Genomic DNA, 20,738 nt, shown 5'->3' with positions numbered 1-20,738 from the left:
AGGACCAGTATATTACCCATGGCAAATATGACCCTTAGAAAGAACAGTGTAACACGCCTTATTGCTCCTGTAGCCTTAGCGCTAACTTTAGCTGCGTGTTCGAGTTCCCCAAAAACTCCCGAACGCCTCGATATAACGCAATCACCAGCAGAAACCAGCAGCGCGTATATTTTAAAAGCAGATCAACAGCAAGGTACTCTACAAACTGATTTTTTAATAATGGCATTAAAAGCGTCAGTACAAGAGCAGAATTTTGAGTTATCAAGTAGATTGCTAACACGCTTGTCTGGCCTACAATTATCCCCAAGCCAGACTGCAGAAGTGCAATTAAATCATGCTTCCATGCTGAAAAAACAAAATAAATATGAAGAAGCCCTTCAGGTTCTAAACTTCCAAGAATGGTGGAAAATAGAAAATAAACAATGGATTAGTTATTACAAGTTGCGTCATGAATTGTATCTATTTAATGGTGACAATCTTAATGCTGCAAGAGAACTAATCAATCTTGATTCATATACACCAGAAGATAGAAAACAACAACTTTGGGATCAAGTGTGGACAAACATCTCATCACTAAATAGTGCTAACCTTCAAGATGTAAAATTAGATGAGAGCGAAACGAATCTTCATGGTTGGGTTCAATTAGCAACTTATTTAGATACGTTAAAGCACTCACCAACTCGTCTTCAAGAAGCATTAAATGAATGGCTACAAACAAATCCAACTCATCCGGCCGCAACTTATACTCCACAAGAAGTGTTAGATATTCTTGCTCTTGAGATTACCCGTCCTGAAAATGTTGCATTACTTCTTCCTTTATCTGGACGCTTTGGTCCTCAAGGTATTCGTGTTCGTGACGGCTTCATTAATATGATGATGGAAGATAAAGAACGTGGGGAGTTTACCACTCTAAAAATCATTGATACTGAAATCACACCGATGGCAGAGATTATGACGACTTTAGAGCAAGAAAAAATTCAATTTGTTGTCGGTCCTCTAGTTCGCAGCAAGATAGAAGAATTTCAATCGCTAAATGAAAAAAACATTGCTCAACTCGCCCTTAATATTCCAAGTGAAATTGATGTAGAGAAAAACAGCTGCTACTTTACCTTGTCCCCAGAGCAAGAAGCTGAACAGGCAGCAATTCACTTATTTGAACAAGGGCATAAACACCCATTATTTCTAGCTCCGCAAGGAACGATGGGAGAACGCCTTAGCCAAGCATTTAGTGACAAATGGTACCAATTAACAGCGAAAAAACCGGCAATTAGTTATTTTGGTAATAAATCACAATTACAACAAAAAGTTAATAGTGTTTTCGGACTAGAAAGTAGCCAAGCTCGAATCTACCAGATGAATGCTTTAACAAATATTGAATTAGAATCGCAACCTCGTAGCCGCCGTGATATTGATGCTGTATACATGGTTGCTAAAAGTAGTGAGCTCGTTTTATTAAAGCCATTTATTGATGTTGCTATTAACCCAGGTATTACGCCACCTAAACTTTATGCTAGCTCTCGCAGTAATAGTGGGCGCCAAACGAAGTTAGTCGAAATTCACGGCATTGAATTTAGCGATATCCCATTACTAATAAGTGAAGACCATAATTTTAAAAAACAATATGATGAACTTTGGCCAAACAGTAGTAATGGCGAGACTCGACTTCACGCACTAGGTATGGATGCTTATCAATTAATCACCGAATTACCACAAATGAAAGTGGTCGAAGATTACCAAATGAATGGTAAAACAGGCGAGCTTAGCATTAATAAAGAGTGCGTTATTCAACGACAAATTAGTTGGGCGACTCATGGAGAAAAAACTGAATAAACGCGCGACAGGTGAATACTATGAGTTGATGGCACAACGTTACTTAGAAAAGCATCAACTCACATTCATCGAACGTAATTTCCATTCAAAAACCGGAGAACTTGATCTTATTATGCGAGATCGAGATTCTTTCGTTTTTGTTGAAGTAAAATATCGAGCATCTTCAAATTACGGTTCTGCTCAAGAAATGGTAACATGGCAAAAACAACGTAAGTTACAACGAACCGCTCTCTTCTGGCTAATGAAAAATGGCCTCTCGGTTGAACACTCATCTTTTAGATTTGATGTAGTTGCTATCCACTCACAAGGTCAGGACATCAACTGGATCAAAAATGCAATTGTTGAAGGGTAAACAATGCTAGAACACATCAAAGAAAGCTTTACTGAAAGTATTCAAATTCAAATCGCGGCGGCTGAAGCGCTTCCTGATCATATAATGCATGCTTCTCAAGCGATGGTTGCAACCTTATTAAATGGCAATAAGATTTTATGTTGCGGTAATGGTGGTTCTGCATCTAACGCACAGCAATTCGCATCATGTTTATTAAATCGCTTTGAAACAGAGCGTCCGAGCTTACCTGCGATGGCGCTCACCGCAGATACTTCAACGTTAACAGCAATTGCCAATGATTATAATTACGCTGAAATCTTTTCTAAGCAAGTCAGAGCTCTAGGTCAACCTGGGGACATTTTACTTGTTCTTTCTACTAGTGGTAATAGCCAAGACATCCTAAAGGCGATGGAAGCAGCGGTAAGCCGTGATATGACAATTATTGCACTTACTGGTATGGATGGAGGGGTCATGGCTGGTTTACTCGGTGAATCAGATGTAGAGATTAGAATTCCATCTCATCGAGTTGCCCGCATTCAAGAAGTCCATCTTTTAACTTTACATTGTATTTGTGATCTTGTTGATCAGGTTCTTTTCCCACAACATACTGAGTAATTATCCCTATGAAACTAGTAAAACTAAGCGCACTTTTACTTTCTGCTGTTTTATTACAAGGTTGCGCCGGTTTATTTATCGCAGGGGCCGCTACAACCGCCTCTGTGGTAACAGACAACCGCTCAATGAAAGGTCAACTCTCTGACAAAAATTTATCATTAGAAGTAACCGGACTAGCCAATAAATCGCCTTATCAGTATAACATGCGAGTAAATGCGGTTACCTATGATGGAAAAATACTTTTAATGGGCCAAGCTAAAGATGCCGAAATAAATCAAAAATTTGAATCACAAATTAAAGCCATGAGTGGTGTTAATACCGTTTATAACCAAATTCGAATTCGCCCTTTATTAACGTTTACGCAAGTAAATAACGACAGTTGGATTACAACAAAAGTAAAATCATCTTTACTTGCAAAGTCTGAATTAAATGGCATTAAAGTAAGTGTATTTACAGAGGCTCAAGAAGTATTTTTAGTCGGATTTGTGACAGAAGAGCAAGGTGATATTGCTGCTGATGTAGCTCGTAATATTACAGGTGTAAAAGGTGTAATAAAAGCCTTTGAATATGGGCAAGGCGGCAGCGTAGAAAAATAATATTTTAAATCAATAAATATAGAACGAATAAAAAAGCCTGCATAATGCAGGCTTTTTAATACAATTAATTTAATAGCTTAAACTATTTAACTACTCGTAAACTTGGACGACCAGTAGGGCGTGGGGACTCAATTTTATCTTCTACCGAAGTGCTGAGTTCTGAAGTTGGACTTAACATCTCTTCTTCAAAAACACCTTCATTAGACGTTAATTCATAAGCATCTTCTGGCTCAAACATAGTTCCTGCACCATTTTCACGGGCATAGATAGCTTGAATTGCATAAAGAGGGAGAATTAATGAGTGTGGACGACCACCGAAGCGAGCGTTAAATGTTACCGCTTCATTACCCATTTCTAAATTACCAACAGAGTGTGGTGCTACGTTTAAAACGATTTGACCATCTTGAACAAACTCTTCTGGAACTCGAACACCATTCATTGTTGCATCAACAACAAGATGAGGTGTTAACTCATTATCCACTATCCATTCATAGAAAGCTCGTAACAAGTATGGGCGACGCGGCATCATTGAACTCATATCCATTAGTTAGTTAGACGCATTTCACGCTCAGCTTCTGTTAACGAAGCTAGGAATGAATCACGTTCAAATACACGGCTCATATAAATTTTAAGTTCTTTTGCACCAGGACCTGATAATTCAATACCCATTGATGGCAAACGCCATAATAACGGAGCTAAATAACAGTCAACTAGGCTAAACTCATCACTCATAAAGTAAGTGTATTCAGCAAAAATTGGACCTAACATTAATAAGTCATTACGCAGTTTTGCACGAGCGGCTTCAGCTTCTTCAAAAGAACCACCTTCAACAATCTTTGCTAATGAATACCAGTTAGTTTCAACACGGTGCATCATTAAACGGCTGTTACCTCGAGCGACAGGGTAAACAGGCATCAATGGCGGATGAGGAAAACGCTCATCTAAATATTCCATGATGATATTTGAGTTGTATAAAGCAAGCTCACGATCAACTAGTGTAGGTACAGTTTTGTAAGGGTTTAACTCTACAAGTTCTGCAGGCAAGTTGGATGGTTCAACCAATTCAACTTCAACACTTACTCCTTTCTCAGCCAATACAATGCGTACTTGGTGACTGTACATGTCAGAAGCGTCTGAAAAAAGCGTCATTACTGAGCGTTTGTTGGCAGCAACAGCCATTGAGCCCTCCGGTATTTATCTAAGGAGCAAAAAGCACCATTTTCTGGTGCCAGTCAGCTAATTTTTTTATAACATTCGTATAAAAATAAATAGTGACACAAAAACAATGGAGGCAGAGCCTCCATTGCATACAATTAACGACCTAGAATATCACGATTAATGGACATCGCGCCAATATTCTTTCTTAAGTAAATAACAAACAAAAGCGAATATCACTAGGAACCCCATCACCCACCAACCTAAACGATGACGCTCAAGCTGAACTGGATCACCTGAATACTCCAAGAAATTAACTAAATCGCGCACAGAGTCATCAAACTCTCCGACCGTTAACTCACCAGTACCATCAGATTCCACACCAATAACCGTTTTATGTTCAACACCATCAACAACAGTGGTTTCATAAATAGGGGTTGTTACGCCTTGCATTTCTTGAAGAACGTGCGGCATACCTACACTTGGGAATACCATGTTATTCACACCAAATGGACGTGTTGGGTCAGCATAGAACGTGCGTAAATAGGTATATAACCAATCAGTACCACGAACGCGAGCCACAAGCGTTAGGTCCGGTGGCGGAGCACCAAACCAATTAGCAGCCTGTTTTTCTGGAATCGCATTTTCCATCAAATCACCAATTTTGGCATTTGGATCAAAAACAAGATTATCCATCATTAAGTCAACAGGGATCCCAAGATCTTCCGCTACTCTTCCATAACGTTGGTATTGAGTTGAATGACAACCTGCGCAATAGTTCATAAATAACTTGGCACCATTTTGAAGTGATGCTTGGTCACGGATATCATTATTTGCTTTATCTAATGGGACGCTCGCTCCAGCAGCCATTGCCATTGATGGCAACAAAGCAAAAAGTACTAAAATCAACTTTTTCATTTGAATGTCACCCTTTCTGGTAATGGTTTTGTTTTTTCATTTTTACTGTAAACAAACAAAAGAACAAAGAACATAAAGTAAGTTAAGCTGAATATCTGAGCTAGCAATGTATACAGTGACGTTGCAGGTAATGAACCCAAAACACCAAGAGCAATAAAGCTCACTGTAAATTGCGCAATATTAAGTAAATGCAACTTACTACGGTAACGGTACGACCTTACTTTACAGCGATCCAACCAAGGAAGAAGGAACAGCACAACAATTGAAGCACCCATAGCTGCAACACCGATTAACTTATCAGGAACAGCACGCAAGATTGCATAAAATGGAGTGAAGTACCACACAGGGGCAATATGCTCTGGTGTTTTCAGTGGATTTGCTGCTTCAAAGTTTGGTCCTTCTAAGAAGTAACCACCCATTTCAGGATTAAAGAATAATACATAACAAAAGAAGAATAAGAAGCCAGCAACACCGATCATATCTTTTACCGTTCCATAAGGATGGAAAGGAACTGAATCAATAATGTTGTACTTCTTCGTATAATACTCATGGAATTTAAATTGAGTTTTATGCTCACCCTTGTCATCTTTCGCTTTTGGTTTTTTAAGTTCAATCCCATCTGGGTTGTTTGACCCTACTTCATGCAAAGCAAGAACATGTAGAACAACTAAAAGCAATAAGACAATCGGCAAAGCGATAACGTGTAAGGCAAAGAAACGGTTGAGCGTCGCACCCGAGATAACATAATCACCACGGATCCACAGTGTTAAATCATCACCAATAACAGGGATAGCACCAAACAGAGAGATAATAACTTGAGCTCCCCAGTAAGACATTTGTCCCCATGGTAATAAATACCCCATGAAAGCTTCAGCCATTAACACTAAGAAAATCAACATACCAAATAACCACAACAGTTCACGTGGCTTCTGATAAGAGCCGTAAATTAAACCGCGGTACATATGAAGATAAACCACAACAAAGAAAGCTGACGCCCCAGTGGAGTGCATATAACGTAATAGCCAACCGTAATCGACATCACGCATGATGTATTCAACAGAAGCAAATGCCCCCTCTCCAGAAGGAACATAATTCATTGTTAACCAAATACCCGTAATTAACTGATTAACGAGTACAAGCATTGCTAATGAGCCAAAAAAGTACCAAAAGTTAAAGTTTTTCGGCATTGGATATTCAGATAAATGCTTTTTATAGGCATTCATTGCAGGTAGACGTTTTTCTACCCAATCAAGTAATGGTTGCATTAGGCTTCCCCTCCGTCATCAACCCCAATTAGGATACGAGTATCACTAAGGTACATGTGTTTTGGCACCACGAGATTCAATGGTGCAGGTACGCCTTGAAATACTCGACCTGCCATATCAAATTTAGAACCATGGCATGGGCAGAAGAAACCAGAGTTAACTCCTTTAACTTGCTCACTAAAACTGTCAGGTAAATAGGTAGGTGAACAACCAAGATGAGTACAAATACCAACGGCTAAAAATATCTCAGGTTTAATTGAGCGATATGCATTCTGTGCATATTGAGGTTGCTGCTCTTCGCCTGAAGAAGGATCTCTAAGTTGTCCGTCAATTTCAGTTAATGATTGCAGAAGTGCTTCTGAACGACGAACTACCCATACAGGCTTACCTCGCCACTCAACACGAACCATTTGTCCGTTTTCAAGTTTACTAATGTCGACTTCTACCGGCGCACCAGCGGCTTTCGCTCGCGCACTCGGGTTCCAAGATTTAATAAAAGGTACGGCCACCGCTGCAGCTCCTAAACCACCAACAACAGCTGTTGTTGCAGTCAAGAAACGACGTCGACCATTACTCACTGGCGCATTGCTCATCCAACTTTCTCCCATGTGCTCTTTATATAGTTTTTATTATGTCCATACATTGTCGAGCTACGGCTAACTTTTTAAGGTGTGATACAACAGAATATTGATGTCCAAAGCTTTAAATAAAAGCTAATAACTTGTTCATTATTATTACACCGTTGTTTTAACCCATAAATGATAAAGAAATCCTTACTTTTTGACAAGGTAAAGCTACTTTTTTGCAACATTTGTGAACTAGATTTACTTTTTACGTCGAGATAGGAGAAATGATAAGAAAAGAGGAAAGGATTCAAGGACTAAAGATGTTTACACCTCACAAAAACAAAAAAAGCCCAGCATAAATGCTGAGCTTTTTCCACAATAACCAAAGTAGCTTTGAAACAAAGCCACTTGGTAAGCGTAATATTAACGCTTAGAGAATTGTGGTTTCTTACGTGCTTTACGTAGACCAACTTTCTTACGTTCAACGCAACGAGCGTCACGCGTAACATAGCCAGCAGCACGTAGTGCAGGACGTAATGTTTCATCGAATTGCATAAGCGCACGTGTGATACCGTGACGGATCGCACCAGCTTGACCAGAAATACCACCACCAGAAACAGTGATGAATAGGTCTAGTTTATCAGTCATTTCAACTAGCTCTAGAGGTTGGTTAACAACCATACGTGCTGTTGGACGACCAAAGTAAACTTCAAGGCTACGCTTGTTGATTACGATGTTGCCAGTACCCGGTTTGATAAAAACACGAGCTGCTGAACTTTTACGGCGACCAGTGCCGTAGTATTGATTCTCTGCCATTGCCATGATCCTCGGTTAAATGTCTAGTACTTGTGGTTGTTGAGCACTGTGGTTATGTTCAACGCCAGCGTAAACTTTAAGTTTACGGTACATAGCACGACCAAGAGGACCACGTGGAAGCATACCTTTAACAGCTAATTCAATAACCATTTCAGGTTTACGATCAATCAGTTTCTCGAAAGAAATAGATTTTAGACCGCCTGGGAACTCTGAGTGGCGGTAGTAGATCTTGCCAGCTGCTTTGTTACCAGTTACGCGAACTTTCTCTGCGTTGATAACGATGATGTAATCACCAGTATCTACGTGAGGAGTGTATTCTGCTTTATGCTTGCCACGTAGGCGAGATGCGATTTCAGTTGCGATACGACCAAGAGTTTTCCCTTCAGCGTCTACAACATACCAGTCACGCTTTACAGCGGCTGGTTTAGCAACGAAAGTTTTCATGCTAATGATACCCGTTATTAAATAAATTCACTGATTAGGAGCTTTCGCTCCCACTGTATATTTTCGAGCCCAGTCATCACCCCTTCGAGTGGTTGGCACTCTTGGCTATTAAGCCAGTACAGTAACGGTGGGTCGGAGGATTATAGTGAAGCGTGAAGAAAAAATCACCTTTTTTTTGAAGATTTTTCACATATCAGTAAAAAACATTAAAAAAAATGAAATTTGAGCCTTATCACACTAAATAAATACGTTAACAAAAGAAAATCATCCCATTTCGACTAAGATAAATGTTCTTTTGCTAGATACTCATGACTTTGCATTTCAATCAACCTTGACTGACAACGTTTAAATTCAAAGGTTAATCGTCCATTTTGATACAAATCAGCTAATTGGACTTCCGCTGAAATGATTAATTTCACGTTTCGTTCATAAAACTCATCAACCATGGCAATAAAACGACGAGCTGCATCATCATTGAGCTCTCCCATGACCTTAACGTTAGAAAGAAGAACCGTATGATACAAACGAGACAATTCAATGTAATCATGTTGACTGCGCGCACTTTCACATAGAGAAGTGAATTCAAAATGCACAACCCCATCTCCTTCTGCATTCACAGACAATATCCGATGATTAATTTCTATCTCTTTCTCTTCATGTTCCGTTTCTGACGTTAACTGATGGAAATAATCCAACATATTTTGTTGAGCTAAACTATCGAGAGGGAAATGATAGATTTCAGCTTGCTCTAACGTCCTTAAACGATAATCAATACCACTGTCCACGTTAACTATCTGGCAGTGTTGTTCGATCAACGTAATAGCAGGAATAAAACGCGCCCTTTGCAATCCATTTCGGTATAACTCCTGAGGGACAATATTTGATGTCGCAACAAGGGCAATGCCTCGTTCAAATAACGCCTCTAATAATGTCGCTAATATCATGGCATCGGTAATATCAGAAACAAAGAATTCATCAAAGCAGATAATATCGGTTTCTTGTTTAAATTTATCAGCCACAATCAACAATGGATCCGCTTGTTGTTGAAGCTCACCAAGCTCATCATGAACTCGCTGCATAAACCGATGGAAGTGCACTCGCATTTTACGTTCAGTAGGCAAGGCATCGTAAAAAGTATCGACTAAATACGTTTTCCCTCTCCCCACTCCTCCCCAAAAATACAATCCTTTCTCTGGAACCACTTGTTGAGGTTCTTTTTTTCTAAAAATATGCCTCCATGTTTTTTTAACATCAGTTAAAGGAACTTTTGGTTCAGTTAAGCGTCGATATAACTCATCTAAATGTTCAACCGCCTGTTGTTGAGCATTATCATGATGAAAGTTGTCCTGTTGTAAATCGAGATTATATTTTTCTAATGGTGTCATCAGTTTTAATCTTTTCTTTTGTTGATTGACTGGCTTCATAGTAGCATGATCTCAATACACTCGATGAGTGGGCTAACTCACAGTTACGTCGACTCATCACTCTAAATAAATGATAAGGAGCACTTCATGGCTTGGACCTATGCCTTAATTGGCTTAGCCGTTGGTATTATTATTGGTTTTATAATTTCTCGAGTTACGGTACCTGGTATCAAAGAACAAAAATCATTAAAACAAGATTTAGAAAAATCAAAATATGAATTAGAACAATACCGACAAGAACTTGTAGACCACTTCGCTACAAGTGCAACAATGTTAGAAGCATTAGCTAAAGATTTTAATAAAATGTATGACCATATGGCTGCGACCTCAAAAGAACTCATGCCTAACTTACCAGAACAAGATAACCCATTTTCAGCTCGTTTAGATGAAATGACACTTTCGCCTGAGCTGAACAAAAAAGTCGCTCATATAAAAGAAGAAGTAAATAAACAACCAAAAGATTATGCAAATGGTGCAACTGGTCTATTTAAAGATGAGTCCGTTGTCGAGAGTAGCGTAAAAAAAGAAGATAAAATCGTATAGCATCTCTATTATTACGATCTTTCATGAAGGTTTCTCAATCATATATACTCGTTACTTACAATAGTATGTTTTGATACTGAAACCTTTATTCATTTTTAATCCATTAAATTTACCGATTCAATCCCAAATTCAATCCCTACTTTTTATAGACGTTCAATGTTATCCTAACTCACTATTTTTGGATTTTTAAAGGTTAGGAAGGCAATGCTTTCATTCTTATTGCGCTCAGCTATTATTGGTACCGTAACCGCTACAGTACTACTATTTGCATTTCCTAATCTTCGCTCATCAATTACCACAGAACAAAATCCCACAGAACAAAATGCACAACAAATTAGTAATCAAATTTCATTTAATTACGCAGTTCGCCGCGCAGCACCGGCTGTCGTTAATATTTATAGTCGAAAATACAACGATAAAGATCGTTTACGTTTAGATACTGAAGGATTAGGCTCTGGGGTTATTGTTAGTGATAAAGGTTATATTATTACTAATTATCATGTCGTTGCAGATGCTGACCAAGTAATTGTAGCCCTTCAAGATGGTCGTTTGTTTAATTCACAGTTGGTTGGTAAAGATAAGCGAACCGATCTCGCTGTTCTTCAAATTAAAGATACTAATCTTCCTGTCATCCCCTTAAACCCTAATTACCAAGCCGATATTGGTGACGTAGTATTGGCGATTGGCAATCCTTATAATTTAGGACAAACCACTACATTTGGTATTATTTCTGCAACCGGTCGTGCTGCGCTAAGTTCAGATGGCACGCAAGGGCTCATTCAAACAGATGCCGCAATTAATCGCGGTAATTCAGGTGGAGCGCTCGTCAATACTCGAGGAGAATTAGTCGGAATCAATACAGCTTCATTCCAACAAACTACAGAACTCGAAACCTATGGTATTTCTTTTGCAATACCTTACGCTCTTGCCGATAAAATAATGCGCCGTCTCATTGCTGATGGCCAAGTTATTCGTGGTTATATTGGTATTGATGGCCGTGATATTAATCCGGCAATGGCTCGCCTAATGAATGCAGATAACATTAACGGTATTTTAGTTTTAGGTGTCTCGCCAAATAGCCCAGCTGAAAAAAGTGGTATTGAAACACAAGATATTATTACCAGTATTGATGGGAAAAGTGTTCTTAATCGACAAAACGTCACTGATATCGTCACTGAACTTCGCCCTGGAACCGAAGTAGATGTTGATATTATTCGGAAAGGTGTCGCTCAAATTATCAAGGTGACTATTGAAGAGTCACCCTCAAATTAACTCATTTTAATTTTAATCAAAAAAATAGCGCATTTATCATGCGCTATTTTTATATTCAGCTATTAAACTTATTAATTATTATTCACTGTCTTCTATCGAAGTACTTTCACCATTGATATCAATTCGAGTCACTCGTTGTAAGCCTCTAGGTAATAAGCTGCCACGACGACCACGTTCACCTCTAAAGTTATCAAGATCAGTTGGTTTCAAACCTAACTTACGCTTACCAGCATACAAGGTAATTGTTGCACCTTGCGGTAAAGGCAATAAGTGAGATAAGAATTCATCACGAGATTTAGACCGTGCAGCTGGAATATTAATAATTTTATTTCCTTTACCTTTGCTTAATTGAGGTAAATCTTTAATTGGAAATAATAACATCCGCCCTTCATTGGTAATCGCTAAGATTTCATCATTATCTAAGTCTGCAACGGTTTCAGGGTTCATCACTAAAGCATTTTCAGGAAGAGTCAGTAATGTTTTACCGTTTTTATTTTTCGATAATAAATCACTACCTTTACAGACAAAACCATAACCCGCATCAGAACTGATTAACCACGTTTGATCTTCTTCACCCATAATCACATGCGTAATTTGGCTGCCAGCAGTAATATTTAGACGACCTGTAATTGGCTCACCTTGGCTTCTTGCTGACGGTAATGTATGAGATTCAAGCGCATAACTTCGTCCATTATTACTGATAAATACGGCTGGTGCATTACTTTTACCATGAGCATGAGTAAGGTATTTATCACCGGATTTAAAGTTTAGCGTTTTTGGATCAACCTCATGGCCTTTTGCATGACGTATCCAACCTTTATCAGAAAGAATAACCGTAATCGCTTCACTTGGGATTAGATCTCGTTCGGTCATTGCTTTCGCTTCTTCACGTTCAATTAATGGAGAACGACGATCATCACCAAACTTTTCAGCATCGGCTAAGATTTCTTTCTTAATTAATGTACTTAAACGACGCTCAGAACCCAACAGTTTCTCAAGTTGATCACGCTCTTTCGCTAATTCATCTTGTTCACCACGGATCTTAATCTCTTCCAGTTTTGCTAACTGACGAAGTTTAATCTCTAAAATGGCTTCAGCTTGAATCGCGGTTAAATCAAAGCGAGTCATTAACTCGTGTTTAGGATCGTCTTCTGTACGAATAATTTCGATAACTTCATCGATATTCAAATACGCAGCAAGTAAACCATCTAAAATATGCAAACGCGCTAATATTTTATCCAGACGATGCTGCAGACGCTTACGTACCGTGGTGCGACGGAATTCAATCCATTCATTAAGAATGCTAACTAAGCCCTTCACCTGTGGACGTAAATCCAAACCAATCATATTTAAGTTTACACGGAAACTCTTTTCAAGATCCGTTGATGCAAACAAATGATTCATTAATGGTTCTGCTTCAATACGATTTGAACGAGGAACAATCACGATACGTGTCGGGTTTTCGTGATCCGATTCATCACGAAGATCGTCTACCATTGGTAACTTCTTCGCTCGCATTTGATTGGCAATTTGTTCTAATAACTTACTGCCCGACACTTGATGTGGCAATGCAGTAATAACAATATCACTGCCTTCTTTATGCCACACTGCGCGCATTTTAACGCTGCCTCGACCCGTACTATAAATCTTCTTAATATCAGAATGCGATGTAATGATTTCAGCTTCTGTTGGGTAATCTGGGCCTTGGATAAAGTTCATCACTTCATCTAAATCCGCTTTGGGATTATCCAATAAATGCACGGTCGCATTCGCAACTTCACGTACATTATGAGGTGGGATATCTGTCGCCATACCAACCGCGATTCCCATAATACCGTTCAGTAATATATGAGGCAGACGTGCTGGTAGGATTTTTGGCTCTTTCATCGTCCCATCAAAGTTGGGCTGCCAATCAACCGTACCTTGGCTTATCTCACCAAGTAATACGTCGGCAAACTTAGACAGTTTTGATTCTGTATAACGCATTGCGGCGAACGACTTAGGGTCATCTGGAGCCCCCCAGTTGCCTTGACCATCAACCAATGGATAACGATAAGAGAAAGGTTGAGCCATTAATACCATTGCTTCGTAACACGCAGAATCACCATGTGGGTGATACTTACCGAGTACATCACCAACCGTACGTGCCGATTTTTTGTATTTTGCATTCGCAGACAAACCTAATTCAGACATCGCAAAAATAATACGACGTTGAACCGGTTTTAAACCATCACCAATATAAGGTAACGCGCGATCCATGATTACGTACATGGAGTAATTTAGATAAGCGTCTTCTGTAAACTTGCGCAGCGGCAGCTGTTCAACACCTTCTAAGGACATTTCTGCACTCATTTGTTATACCTCTGCCAGATCGCCATTAGATTGTAACCAAGCTCGACGATCGTCAGCACGTTTTTTACCTAAAAGCATATCCATCATTTCATTAGTTTTTTCATCATCATCAATGGTCAGTTGAACAAGACGACGGGTGTTTGGATCCATGGTTGTTTCACGAAGTTGAAGTGGGTTCATCTCACCCAATCCTTTAAATCGTTGAACATTAATTTTTGCACGTTTATTACTTAAACGATCTAACACACCTTCTTTCTCTGCCTCATCAAGGGCGTAGAAAACTTCTTTACCACAGTCGATACGATACAGTGGCGGCATTGCCACATAGACGTGACCAGCACGAACTAAAGACGTGAAGTGTTTTAGATATAAAGCACATAACAATGTTGCGATATGAAGACCATCTGAATCGGCATCGGCTAAGATACAAACTTTGCCGTAACGTAAACCAGATAAATCGTCGGAATCAGGGTCAATACCTAACGCGACAGAAATATTATGAACTTCTTGAGAGGCTAATACTTGGTCAGCTGATACTTCCCATGTATTTAGGATTTTACCTCGTAATGGCATTACCGCTTGGAATTCACGATCACGCGCTTGTTTTGCAGAACCACCCGCCGAGTCCCCTTCCACTAAGAAAAGTTCGGTACGAGCTAAATCTTGAATTGAACAGTCTGTCAATTTACCTGGCAATGTAGGACCTGATGCAATTTTCTTACGGACGACTTTTTTCGCAGCACGCATACGACGATGGGCGTTAGCAATACACGCCTCTGCTATCAACTCTGCAATTTGTGGTTTTTCGTTCAACCATAAACTAAAGGCATCTTTAACCACACCAGATATAAACGCAGCACATTGGCGCGATGATAAACGTTCTTTGGTTTGACCCGCAAACTGTGGATCTTGCATCTTAACCGACAAGACGTAAGCACAACGATCCCAAATATCATCTGCGGTTAATTTGACTCCGCGTGGAAGCAAGTTACGGAATTCACAAAACTCACGCATTGCATCAAGAAGTCCTTGGCGCATCCCATTTACGTGTGTACCGCCTTGCGCAGTAGGAATAAGATTAACGTAACTTTCAGAAACTAATTCTCCACCTTCAGGTAACCACGTAACCGCCCAATCAGCAGCCTCGCCTTTACCTAAAAATGTACCAGTGAATGGAATTTCAGGTAATAGGGTATAACCCGCAACACCTTCTAAAAGATAATCTTTTAAACCATCTTCATAACACCATTGGTATTCTTTATCGTTTACTTTATCTTTAAAAACAATTTCTAAACCCGGGCATAATACTGCTTTGGCTTTTAAATTATTAACAAGGCGAGAAACCGAAAATTTAGGGGAATCAAAGTAACTGGTATCCGGCCAAAAATGCACACTGGTACCACGATTACGTCGACCACAAGTGCCAACGACAGTTAAGTCAGATACTTTTTCGCCATGCTCAAATGCAATTTCATAGATTTCGCCATCACGACGCACAGTGACTTCTACACGTTTTGATAAGGCATTTACTACTGAAATACCAACGCCATGCAAACCACCTGAGAATTCGTAATTTTTCCCTGAAAATTTACCACCAGCATGAAGCTTACATAAAATAAGCTCCACCCCTGAGATTTTCTCTATAGGGTGAATATCTACAGGCATACCACGCCCGTCATCAATAACTTCAAGTGATTGATCAGCGTGTAAGATTACTTCAACTTTTTTCGCATGTCCGGCTAAAGCTTCATCGACACTGTTATCTATAACTTCTTGCCCTAAATGGTTAGGGCGAGAGGTGTCGGTATACATACCAGGACGGCGACGAACGGGCTCAAGGCCATTTAGAACCTCAATGGCTCCTGCATTATATTGTTCAGTCATATCTCGGAAGGCTTCTTAAAATTTGTTACATAGTCTGAAAGGGAGGAAGGAAAGTCAAGTAATCGACTCTATTCCTCTTTAAATATGTGGCTTTGTATTAAAGATTGTATAGTTAGTGTGTGTTCACTGTAGATAAACAGTAACTATAAATTTAGAAATTGAATTATTTGTTCTGGATAGCGTTCAAAATCTACAAAACTATGATCGCCGCCTTTTTCTAATATTTGTTTGCTTTGTGCGTATTTCTCAACAGCCTGACGATAATCTAAAACTTCATCACCTTCTTGCTGCAATAACCACAGATCTTCTGGTGAAGTAAGGGTCGCTATTGCTAATGCTTGTAACTCAGCCATATGCTTCGCTTCAAGAAAATACGTTTCATTTGTGTAAGGGTTAACTTGTTTACCTAAATAATCTGCTAACAACTCGTCAGGTTTAATCGCCGGATTAACTAGGACGGCTTTATAACCATATTGATCATGTAACCATGTTGATAAATACCCACCAAGTGAACTTCCTACTAAACCAATCGTATAATCAGATCTATATTCTTCAATTAGATTCACTAAAAATTCAGCGGCTTCTTTAGGATAAGAAGGCAAGCGTGGGGTTATAACGCGAATATCAGGACGCTCATTTTTACAATAACGACTCATGACCTGAGCTTTATGTGACAATGGGGAACTGTTAAAACCATGAATGTACAATAATAAACTTGGCTTTTTCATCTTAATATCCTCCTGCATCAGCATCCGCTGAAAAATCACTATGTGCTAGGCGGTGCACTTCTGTATCAATATCACCATTTGGCAGCAAGTTTAAAATTCTCCAGCCTGGTGATTGAGAATCTAATGCAAAATCATCAGAATCAGGAAGGAATTGCACGCAGGTTGATGGTGTAGCAAGTAAGCGAACCCCATTAATCATTAGATCCAATTCCTGATGAATATGACCACATACAACGCCTCGAACATTAGTATGTTTAGCTATAATACTCCACAGGTGCTCATTATCTTTTAATTTATGCTGATCAAGCCATGCGCTACCAGCAGGTAGAGGATGATGATGCAGTAAAATCAAGGAGTGCCGATCTGGATTCAGGGAAAGAGCATTATCTAATAGGTCTAATTGCTCAATAGATAAAAAGCCATGAGGAACACCAACTACTTGGCTATCTAAGATAATTAATTGCCAATTAAGACCAATAAGCACATGTTCAGAGGATTTAATTTGAGGAGATGGTAATACTCCTCCCATACTAGGTTTATAGTCATGATTCCCAGGCAACCAATAACATGGCTTCTTTAATGGCTTGATGCCATTTACAAAATGTTGATAAGATTGAACAGTATGATCTTGAGAAATATCACCAGTGGCTAAAATTGCATCAAAATCAGGAGTCAACAACTGTACCTGTTCAACTACGCTTTGAAAGCTATATAGCGTAGGTATGCCAAGTAACGCCCCATCTTCGGGCGCAAATAAGTGAGTATCAGTTATCTGTAACAACCGTATTAGGTCGCTTTTATTATTGAGTAGTGTTTCAGAGAGCAAAATAGCTACAACCTTTAAATTCTTTTCTAAAAAATGGGTTCTTGGCTTATTCCATTTTTTAAACAAAACGTCAGCCAGTCACTTAAAAACTGGTTTAATTGGTGCTTCTCATCTTTTTGAAGCATCTTTCCATTTGGGTAATCATACTTTGCTTTAATATATGTAAGCTGTTGACTTCCACATACTTCCGCTACCCTGGCATCGTGATATAGCCTTACCGTCAACTTAGGAAGCGGGTATATCGGTTTCTCATCAATCTGATAAATGTCAACTAATGTAGTATACACAGTCACTTCAATTATTTTTATTTGATATTGTTGCTGACAAACCTTATAGCCAACCAGAGTTCCAATTATTTCATTTCTAGGCAAAAGAGAAACTAATTTCGCATAATTAGTTTCATAAATCCGCATTAAATTGGATAAATCAACATGGTATTTACGCATTTTATTACATATTCCACTGTGATCGTAAACGCGAAATATTCAACTCCAACCACTGAAGAGCAATAATTGAGGCTGCATTCTCAATTATACCACTAGTCACCAAAGCATATGCTTCTTCTCTAGTAAACACATGAACTCGAATATCTTCATTCTCATCATCTAAACCATGAATACCAGTCGCTTTAGATGCATCAGTGCAACCGATAAATACATCTAACTGCTCAGTACACCCTCCAGATGAAGGATAAAAATTCGATATTTTTTCTAAATTAGATACTTTAATTCCGGCCTCTTCATCAGCCTCTCTAATTGCAACTTGTTCAGATGTTTGATCCTTATCTATCATTCCTGCAACAATTTCATATTGCCAAGGATTATCTGATTCTAACGCCCCGACACGAACTTGTTCAATCAAAATCACTTTGTCTGTAATTGGATCATAAGGTAAAAGAGCAACAGCATGACCTCGTTCAAAAAGTTCGCGGTCAATATACTCGCTCCAACCACCATTAAACAATTTATGGCGAAACGTGATTTTAGTCATATTGAAAAAACCATTATAAAGCGATTGTTTTGACAAAATATCAACATCATCACGCGTAAATTGATTCTTTAATTGTCTATTTGATGATGAACCCATTTATTTTCCTTAATATTTGTACTCTTTTTTATCATTCATAGATATGACGAAAAATGATTAACTAAGAATTAAAGATAATGCTTACATTTTTTTTAGAACCTTTCCAGAAGATTGCAACAAAAAAATTGATACAACGTAAAAAAACGTAATCTTTACAGCTATAATATGTAGAGATAAGGTACACTCTATGTACTATATTATATAAAACAATTTTTGCAGGACAAACCACCATGAGAAAACTGCTTCCACTCTTTATTGGAATGGCATTAGGTAGTTTCAGCTCTTTAGCTGCTGCCGATGACCTTGCGCAAATATACAACCAAGCTAAAGAAAATGATCCTCAACTATTAAGAGCAGCTGCAACTAAAGATGCAGCTTTTGAAGCGGTAAACTCATCTCAAAGTTCGTTATTACCTCAAATTGATTTAACTGCTGGTTACAATATTTTACGTAGCGATGAAGATCTACGTGAAAATGACCGTCTAACTGCGGGTATTAATTTATCTCAAGAACTTTACCAACAATCAAGCTGGGTAAGTTTAGATATTGCAGAAAAAACGGCTCGTCAGGCTGATTCTACTTATGCAGCAGAACAACAAGGTGTTATTTTACGTGTTGCTCAAGCTTACTTTGATGTACTGCGCGCTAATGATAATTTAGAATTTGTTCGTTCAGAAAAAGCGGCAGTAGGCCGTCAACTTGAACAGACTAAACAACGTTTTGATGTTGGTTTATCAGCAATTACCGATGTACACGATGCACAAGCAGAATACGATAGCGTATTAGCAAACGAAGTACTCACTGAAAACCAACTAGTTAACAGCTATGAAGATTTACGAGTCATCACCGGACAAGGTCATACTCAATTAAGTGTGTTAGATACTGAGCGCTTTTCAGCAAGCCCATCTGAGCAATCATCAGATACTTTAATTGACGAAGCTCAACAGAAAAACTTGAGCCTATTAGCTTCTCGTATTAGTGCAGATATCGCAAAAGACAATATATCTCTAGCAAGTTCTGGTCATATGCCATCACTTACCTTTGATGCAGGTTATAACTACACCGATCAAAGTGGTACTAAAAATGGTTTCAATGATGACAGCTACGGAGATATTAATGCAGGTATTAACTTAAACATCCCACTCTATACAGGTGGTAATACAAGTTCATTAACAAGCCAAGCAGAATTCCAATACGTTGCAGCAAGCCAAGCATTAGAAGAAACTTATCGTGAAGTAACCAAAGATGTTCGAGCTTTCAATAACAATATCAATGCCTCTATTGGCGCCTTAAAAGCCTATGAGCAAACTGTTATTTCAGCACAATCTGCATTAGAAGCAACAGAAGCTGGTTTTGATGTTGGTACTCGTACTATTGTTGATGTATTAGATTCAACGCGTCGTTTATATGATGCAAACCGTAACCTAGCAAATGCTCGTTACGATTACATCATCAGTGTACTACAACTTAAACAAGCGGTTGGTACGCTAAGCGAGCAAGATATCATGGATATCAATACGGGTTTAAAAGCAGGAAAAACAACTCAAGCTCAATAATATTGAACTCATCTAATTAGACTTTACTGAAACGCTCGATATTATTATCGAGCGTTTTTGTAAGAGCTATCATATCTTTTCTATCAGCTTATATAATTCCAATATAAACAATTCAAAAAATCAAACGTCAATTAGATCTAAATTCGAAAAAATACCTAAAATAATCAATCTATATTGACATCAGAAACTTTAAATCATAAGTATATGATACTAATCATTTAATGGATTAAGATCAGCTCCACCTAGTAAGAATTAGTTCACATTCACATAGCTATAGAAAGACTCGAGGAAGTATCTTAAGTTTTAAGCAAAGGATAATGCAGTATTTTTATTATCAACAATAGTTGTTACTCTCATGTCAGTGATACTGAAATGACTTTAGTAGAATCGTTATCACTAAAAGTTCCTATAATCAAATCAATTGGAAATGTTAGATCTTTATAGTGTTCATAAACTAATTAACTACACTTCGTCATACCTACATGTGGTTACAAATTCATTTACTTTTCTTCAGACGTAAAAAAGCCCTAA

At 38.6% G+C, this 20,738-nt stretch carries 21 protein-coding genes; 7 read left to right on the top strand and 14 right to left on the bottom strand.

Annotation, left to right across the window (positions count from 1 at the left end; genetic code table 11):
* Positions 1–18 precede the first annotated feature (18 nt).
* From A6E06_RS05050 to A6E06_RS05035, 4 genes are read left to right on the top strand one after another with little or no spacing between them, the layout of a single operon-like run.
* Positions 19–1,830 (top strand): penicillin-binding protein activator, encoded by a 1,812-nt coding sequence (locus A6E06_RS05050; RefSeq protein ID WP_065591375.1) that lies wholly within the window; start codon positions 19–21, stop codon positions 1,828–1,830.
* Complete coding sequence (locus tag A6E06_RS05045) at positions 1,811–2,182, top strand: YraN family protein (RefSeq protein WP_065591376.1); 372 nt, start codon at positions 1,811–1,813, stop codon at positions 2,180–2,182. Before A6E06_RS05050 ends, A6E06_RS05045 begins: the two co-directional genes overlap by 20 nt.
* 3 nt (positions 2,183–2,185) lie before the next feature.
* The gene (locus tag A6E06_RS05040) at positions 2,186–2,776 is read left to right on the top strand and encodes a phosphoheptose isomerase (protein ID WP_065591377.1); all 591 of its coding nucleotides are present in this window, start codon (positions 2,186–2,188) and stop codon (positions 2,774–2,776) included.
* A gap of 8 nt (positions 2,777–2,784) precedes the next feature.
* On the top strand, positions 2,785–3,372 hold the full coding sequence (locus A6E06_RS05035) for a BON domain-containing protein (protein ID WP_065591378.1): 588 nt from the start codon (positions 2,785–2,787) through the stop codon (positions 3,370–3,372).
* Positions 3,373–3,454: 82 nt separating this feature from the next.
* On the opposite strand, the gene sspB is transcribed toward A6E06_RS05035, so the two are convergent.
* From sspB to zapE, 8 genes are all read right to left on the bottom strand, one after another.
* A complete protein-coding gene (gene sspB, locus A6E06_RS05030; RefSeq protein WP_065591379.1) occupies positions 3,455–3,916 on the bottom strand; it encodes a ClpXP protease specificity-enhancing factor in 462 nt (153 codons plus the stop codon).
* A complete protein-coding gene (gene sspA, locus A6E06_RS05025) occupies positions 3,916–4,551 on the bottom strand; it encodes a stringent starvation protein SspA (protein ID WP_065591380.1) in 636 nt (211 codons plus the stop codon). Before sspA ends, sspB begins: the two co-directional genes overlap by 1 nt.
* Before the next feature lie 156 nt (positions 4,552–4,707).
* Complete coding sequence (locus A6E06_RS05020) at positions 4,708–5,445, bottom strand: cytochrome c1 (RefSeq protein WP_065591381.1); 738 nt, start codon at positions 5,443–5,445, stop codon at positions 4,708–4,710.
* Entirely contained in the window at positions 5,442–6,710 is a 1,269-nt protein-coding gene (locus A6E06_RS05015) for a cytochrome bc complex cytochrome b subunit (RefSeq protein ID WP_012551116.1), read from the bottom strand. Before A6E06_RS05015 ends, A6E06_RS05020 begins: the two co-directional genes overlap by 4 nt.
* Positions 6,710–7,303 (bottom strand): ubiquinol-cytochrome c reductase iron-sulfur subunit, encoded by a 594-nt coding sequence (gene petA / locus A6E06_RS05010; protein ID WP_023604180.1) that lies wholly within the window; start codon positions 7,301–7,303, stop codon positions 6,710–6,712. Before petA ends, A6E06_RS05015 begins: the two co-directional genes overlap by 1 nt.
* Before the next feature lie 396 nt (positions 7,304–7,699).
* A complete protein-coding gene (gene rpsI, locus A6E06_RS05005; RefSeq protein WP_012551118.1) occupies positions 7,700–8,092 on the bottom strand; it encodes a 30S ribosomal protein S9 in 393 nt (130 codons plus the stop codon).
* 15 nt (positions 8,093–8,107) lie between these two features.
* Positions 8,108–8,536 (bottom strand): 50S ribosomal protein L13, encoded by a 429-nt coding sequence (gene rplM / locus A6E06_RS05000; protein WP_012551119.1) that lies wholly within the window; start codon positions 8,534–8,536, stop codon positions 8,108–8,110.
* A gap of 278 nt (positions 8,537–8,814) precedes the next feature.
* On the bottom strand, positions 8,815–9,921 hold the full coding sequence (zapE, locus tag A6E06_RS04995; protein WP_065591382.1) for a cell division protein ZapE: 1,107 nt from the start codon (positions 9,919–9,921) through the stop codon (positions 8,815–8,817).
* Between the two features lie 126 nt (positions 9,922–10,047).
* On the opposite strand from zapE, the gene zapG reads away from it, so the two are divergent.
* Both zapG and degS read left to right on the top strand, forming a co-directional pair.
* Positions 10,048–10,503 carry a Z-ring associated protein ZapG gene (zapG, locus tag A6E06_RS04990; RefSeq protein WP_065591383.1) on the top strand — a complete coding sequence of 152 codons (456 nt, stop codon included), beginning with the start codon at positions 10,048–10,050 and terminating at the stop codon, positions 10,501–10,503.
* 204 nt (positions 10,504–10,707) lie between these two features.
* Positions 10,708–11,775, top strand: coding sequence for an outer membrane-stress sensor serine endopeptidase DegS (gene degS, locus A6E06_RS04985; RefSeq protein ID WP_065591384.1), 1,068 nt, complete (start codon positions 10,708–10,710; stop codon positions 11,773–11,775).
* Positions 11,776–11,853: 78 nt separating this feature from the next.
* Here degS and parC read toward each other — a convergent pair whose 3' ends face one another.
* The 6 genes from parC to nudF form a co-directional block, all read right to left on the bottom strand.
* The gene (gene parC, locus A6E06_RS04980) at positions 11,854–14,127 is read right to left on the bottom strand and encodes a DNA topoisomerase IV subunit A (RefSeq protein WP_065591385.1); all 2,274 of its coding nucleotides are present in this window, start codon (positions 14,125–14,127) and stop codon (positions 11,854–11,856) included.
* 3 nt (positions 14,128–14,130) lie between these two features.
* On the bottom strand, positions 14,131–16,011 hold the full coding sequence (gene parE / locus A6E06_RS04975) for a DNA topoisomerase IV subunit B (protein WP_065591386.1): 1,881 nt from the start codon (positions 16,009–16,011) through the stop codon (positions 14,131–14,133).
* A 143-nt stretch (positions 16,012–16,154) separates the two neighbouring features.
* Positions 16,155–16,739, bottom strand: coding sequence for an esterase YqiA (yqiA, locus tag A6E06_RS04970; protein ID WP_065591387.1), 585 nt, complete (start codon positions 16,737–16,739; stop codon positions 16,155–16,157).
* Between the two features lies 1 nt (position 16,740).
* Positions 16,741–17,565, bottom strand: coding sequence for a 3',5'-cyclic-AMP phosphodiesterase (gene cpdA / locus A6E06_RS04965; RefSeq protein WP_065591388.1), 825 nt, complete (start codon positions 17,563–17,565; stop codon positions 16,741–16,743).
* Between the two features lie 26 nt (positions 17,566–17,591).
* Complete coding sequence (locus A6E06_RS04960; protein ID WP_065591389.1) at positions 17,592–18,011, bottom strand: DUF1249 family protein; 420 nt, start codon at positions 18,009–18,011, stop codon at positions 17,592–17,594.
* 4 nt (positions 18,012–18,015) lie between these two features.
* Positions 18,016–18,651, bottom strand: a complete 636-nt coding sequence (nudF, locus tag A6E06_RS04955; protein WP_065591390.1) for an ADP-ribose diphosphatase — start codon at positions 18,649–18,651, stop codon at positions 18,016–18,018.
* Positions 18,652–18,881: 230 nt separating this feature from the next.
* Between nudF and tolC the strand changes: the two genes are divergently transcribed.
* Positions 18,882–20,207: an outer membrane channel protein TolC gene (tolC, locus tag A6E06_RS04950; protein WP_065591391.1), complete on the top strand. Its 1,326-nt coding sequence runs from the start codon at positions 18,882–18,884 to the stop codon at positions 20,205–20,207.
* Positions 20,208–20,738: the final 531 nt, after the last annotated feature.

The sequence above is a fragment of the Aliivibrio sp. 1S175 genome (assembly GCF_001690985.1).
Taxonomy (GTDB): domain Bacteria; phylum Pseudomonadota; class Gammaproteobacteria; order Enterobacterales; family Vibrionaceae; genus Aliivibrio.
The sequence above is the reverse complement of the archived record's forward strand: the minus strand, read 5'-3'. Positions and strand labels throughout refer to the sequence as shown.

Bases quoted from the DNA above. Each gene is read 5' to 3' on its own strand.
- A6E06_RS05050 (WP_065591375.1), top strand. From the start codon at position 19: ATGGCAAATATGACCCTTAGAAAGAACAGTGTAACACGCCTTATTGCT.
- A6E06_RS05045 (WP_065591376.1), top strand. From the start codon at position 1,811: ATGGAGAAAAAACTGAATAAACGCGCGACAGGTGAATACTATGAGTTG.
- A6E06_RS05040 (WP_065591377.1), top strand. From the start codon at position 2,186: ATGCTAGAACACATCAAAGAAAGCTTTACTGAAAGTATTCAAATTCAA.
- A6E06_RS05035 (WP_065591378.1), top strand. From the start codon at position 2,785: ATGAAACTAGTAAAACTAAGCGCACTTTTACTTTCTGCTGTTTTATTA.
- sspB (WP_065591379.1), bottom strand. From the start codon at position 3,916: ATGGATATGAGTTCAATGATGCCGCGTCGCCCATACTTGTTACGAGCT.
- sspA (WP_065591380.1), bottom strand. From the start codon at position 4,551: ATGGCTGTTGCTGCCAACAAACGCTCAGTAATGACGCTTTTTTCAGAC.
- A6E06_RS05020 (WP_065591381.1), bottom strand. From the start codon at position 5,445: ATGAAAAAGTTGATTTTAGTACTTTTTGCTTTGTTGCCATCAATGGCA.
- A6E06_RS05015 (WP_012551116.1), bottom strand. From the start codon at position 6,710: ATGCAACCATTACTTGATTGGGTAGAAAAACGTCTACCTGCAATGAAT.
- petA (WP_023604180.1), bottom strand. From the start codon at position 7,303: ATGAGCAATGCGCCAGTGAGTAATGGTCGACGTCGTTTCTTGACTGCA.
- rpsI (WP_012551118.1), bottom strand. From the start codon at position 8,092: ATGGCAGAGAATCAATACTACGGCACTGGTCGCCGTAAAAGTTCAGCA.
- rplM (WP_012551119.1), bottom strand. From the start codon at position 8,536: ATGAAAACTTTCGTTGCTAAACCAGCCGCTGTAAAGCGTGACTGGTAT.
- zapE (WP_065591382.1), bottom strand. From the start codon at position 9,921: ATGACACCATTAGAAAAATATAATCTCGATTTACAACAGGACAACTTT.
- zapG (WP_065591383.1), top strand. From the start codon at position 10,048: ATGGCTTGGACCTATGCCTTAATTGGCTTAGCCGTTGGTATTATTATT.
- degS (WP_065591384.1), top strand. From the start codon at position 10,708: ATGCTTTCATTCTTATTGCGCTCAGCTATTATTGGTACCGTAACCGCT.
- parC (WP_065591385.1), bottom strand. From the start codon at position 14,127: ATGAGTGCAGAAATGTCCTTAGAAGGTGTTGAACAGCTGCCGCTGCGC.
- parE (WP_065591386.1), bottom strand. From the start codon at position 16,011: ATGACTGAACAATATAATGCAGGAGCCATTGAGGTTCTAAATGGCCTT.
- yqiA (WP_065591387.1), bottom strand. From the start codon at position 16,739: ATGAAAAAGCCAAGTTTATTATTGTACATTCATGGTTTTAACAGTTCC.
- A6E06_RS04960 (WP_065591389.1), bottom strand. From the start codon at position 18,011: ATGCGTAAATACCATGTTGATTTATCCAATTTAATGCGGATTTATGAA.
- nudF (WP_065591390.1), bottom strand. From the start codon at position 18,651: ATGGGTTCATCATCAAATAGACAATTAAAGAATCAATTTACGCGTGAT.
- tolC (WP_065591391.1), top strand. From the start codon at position 18,882: ATGAGAAAACTGCTTCCACTCTTTATTGGAATGGCATTAGGTAGTTTC.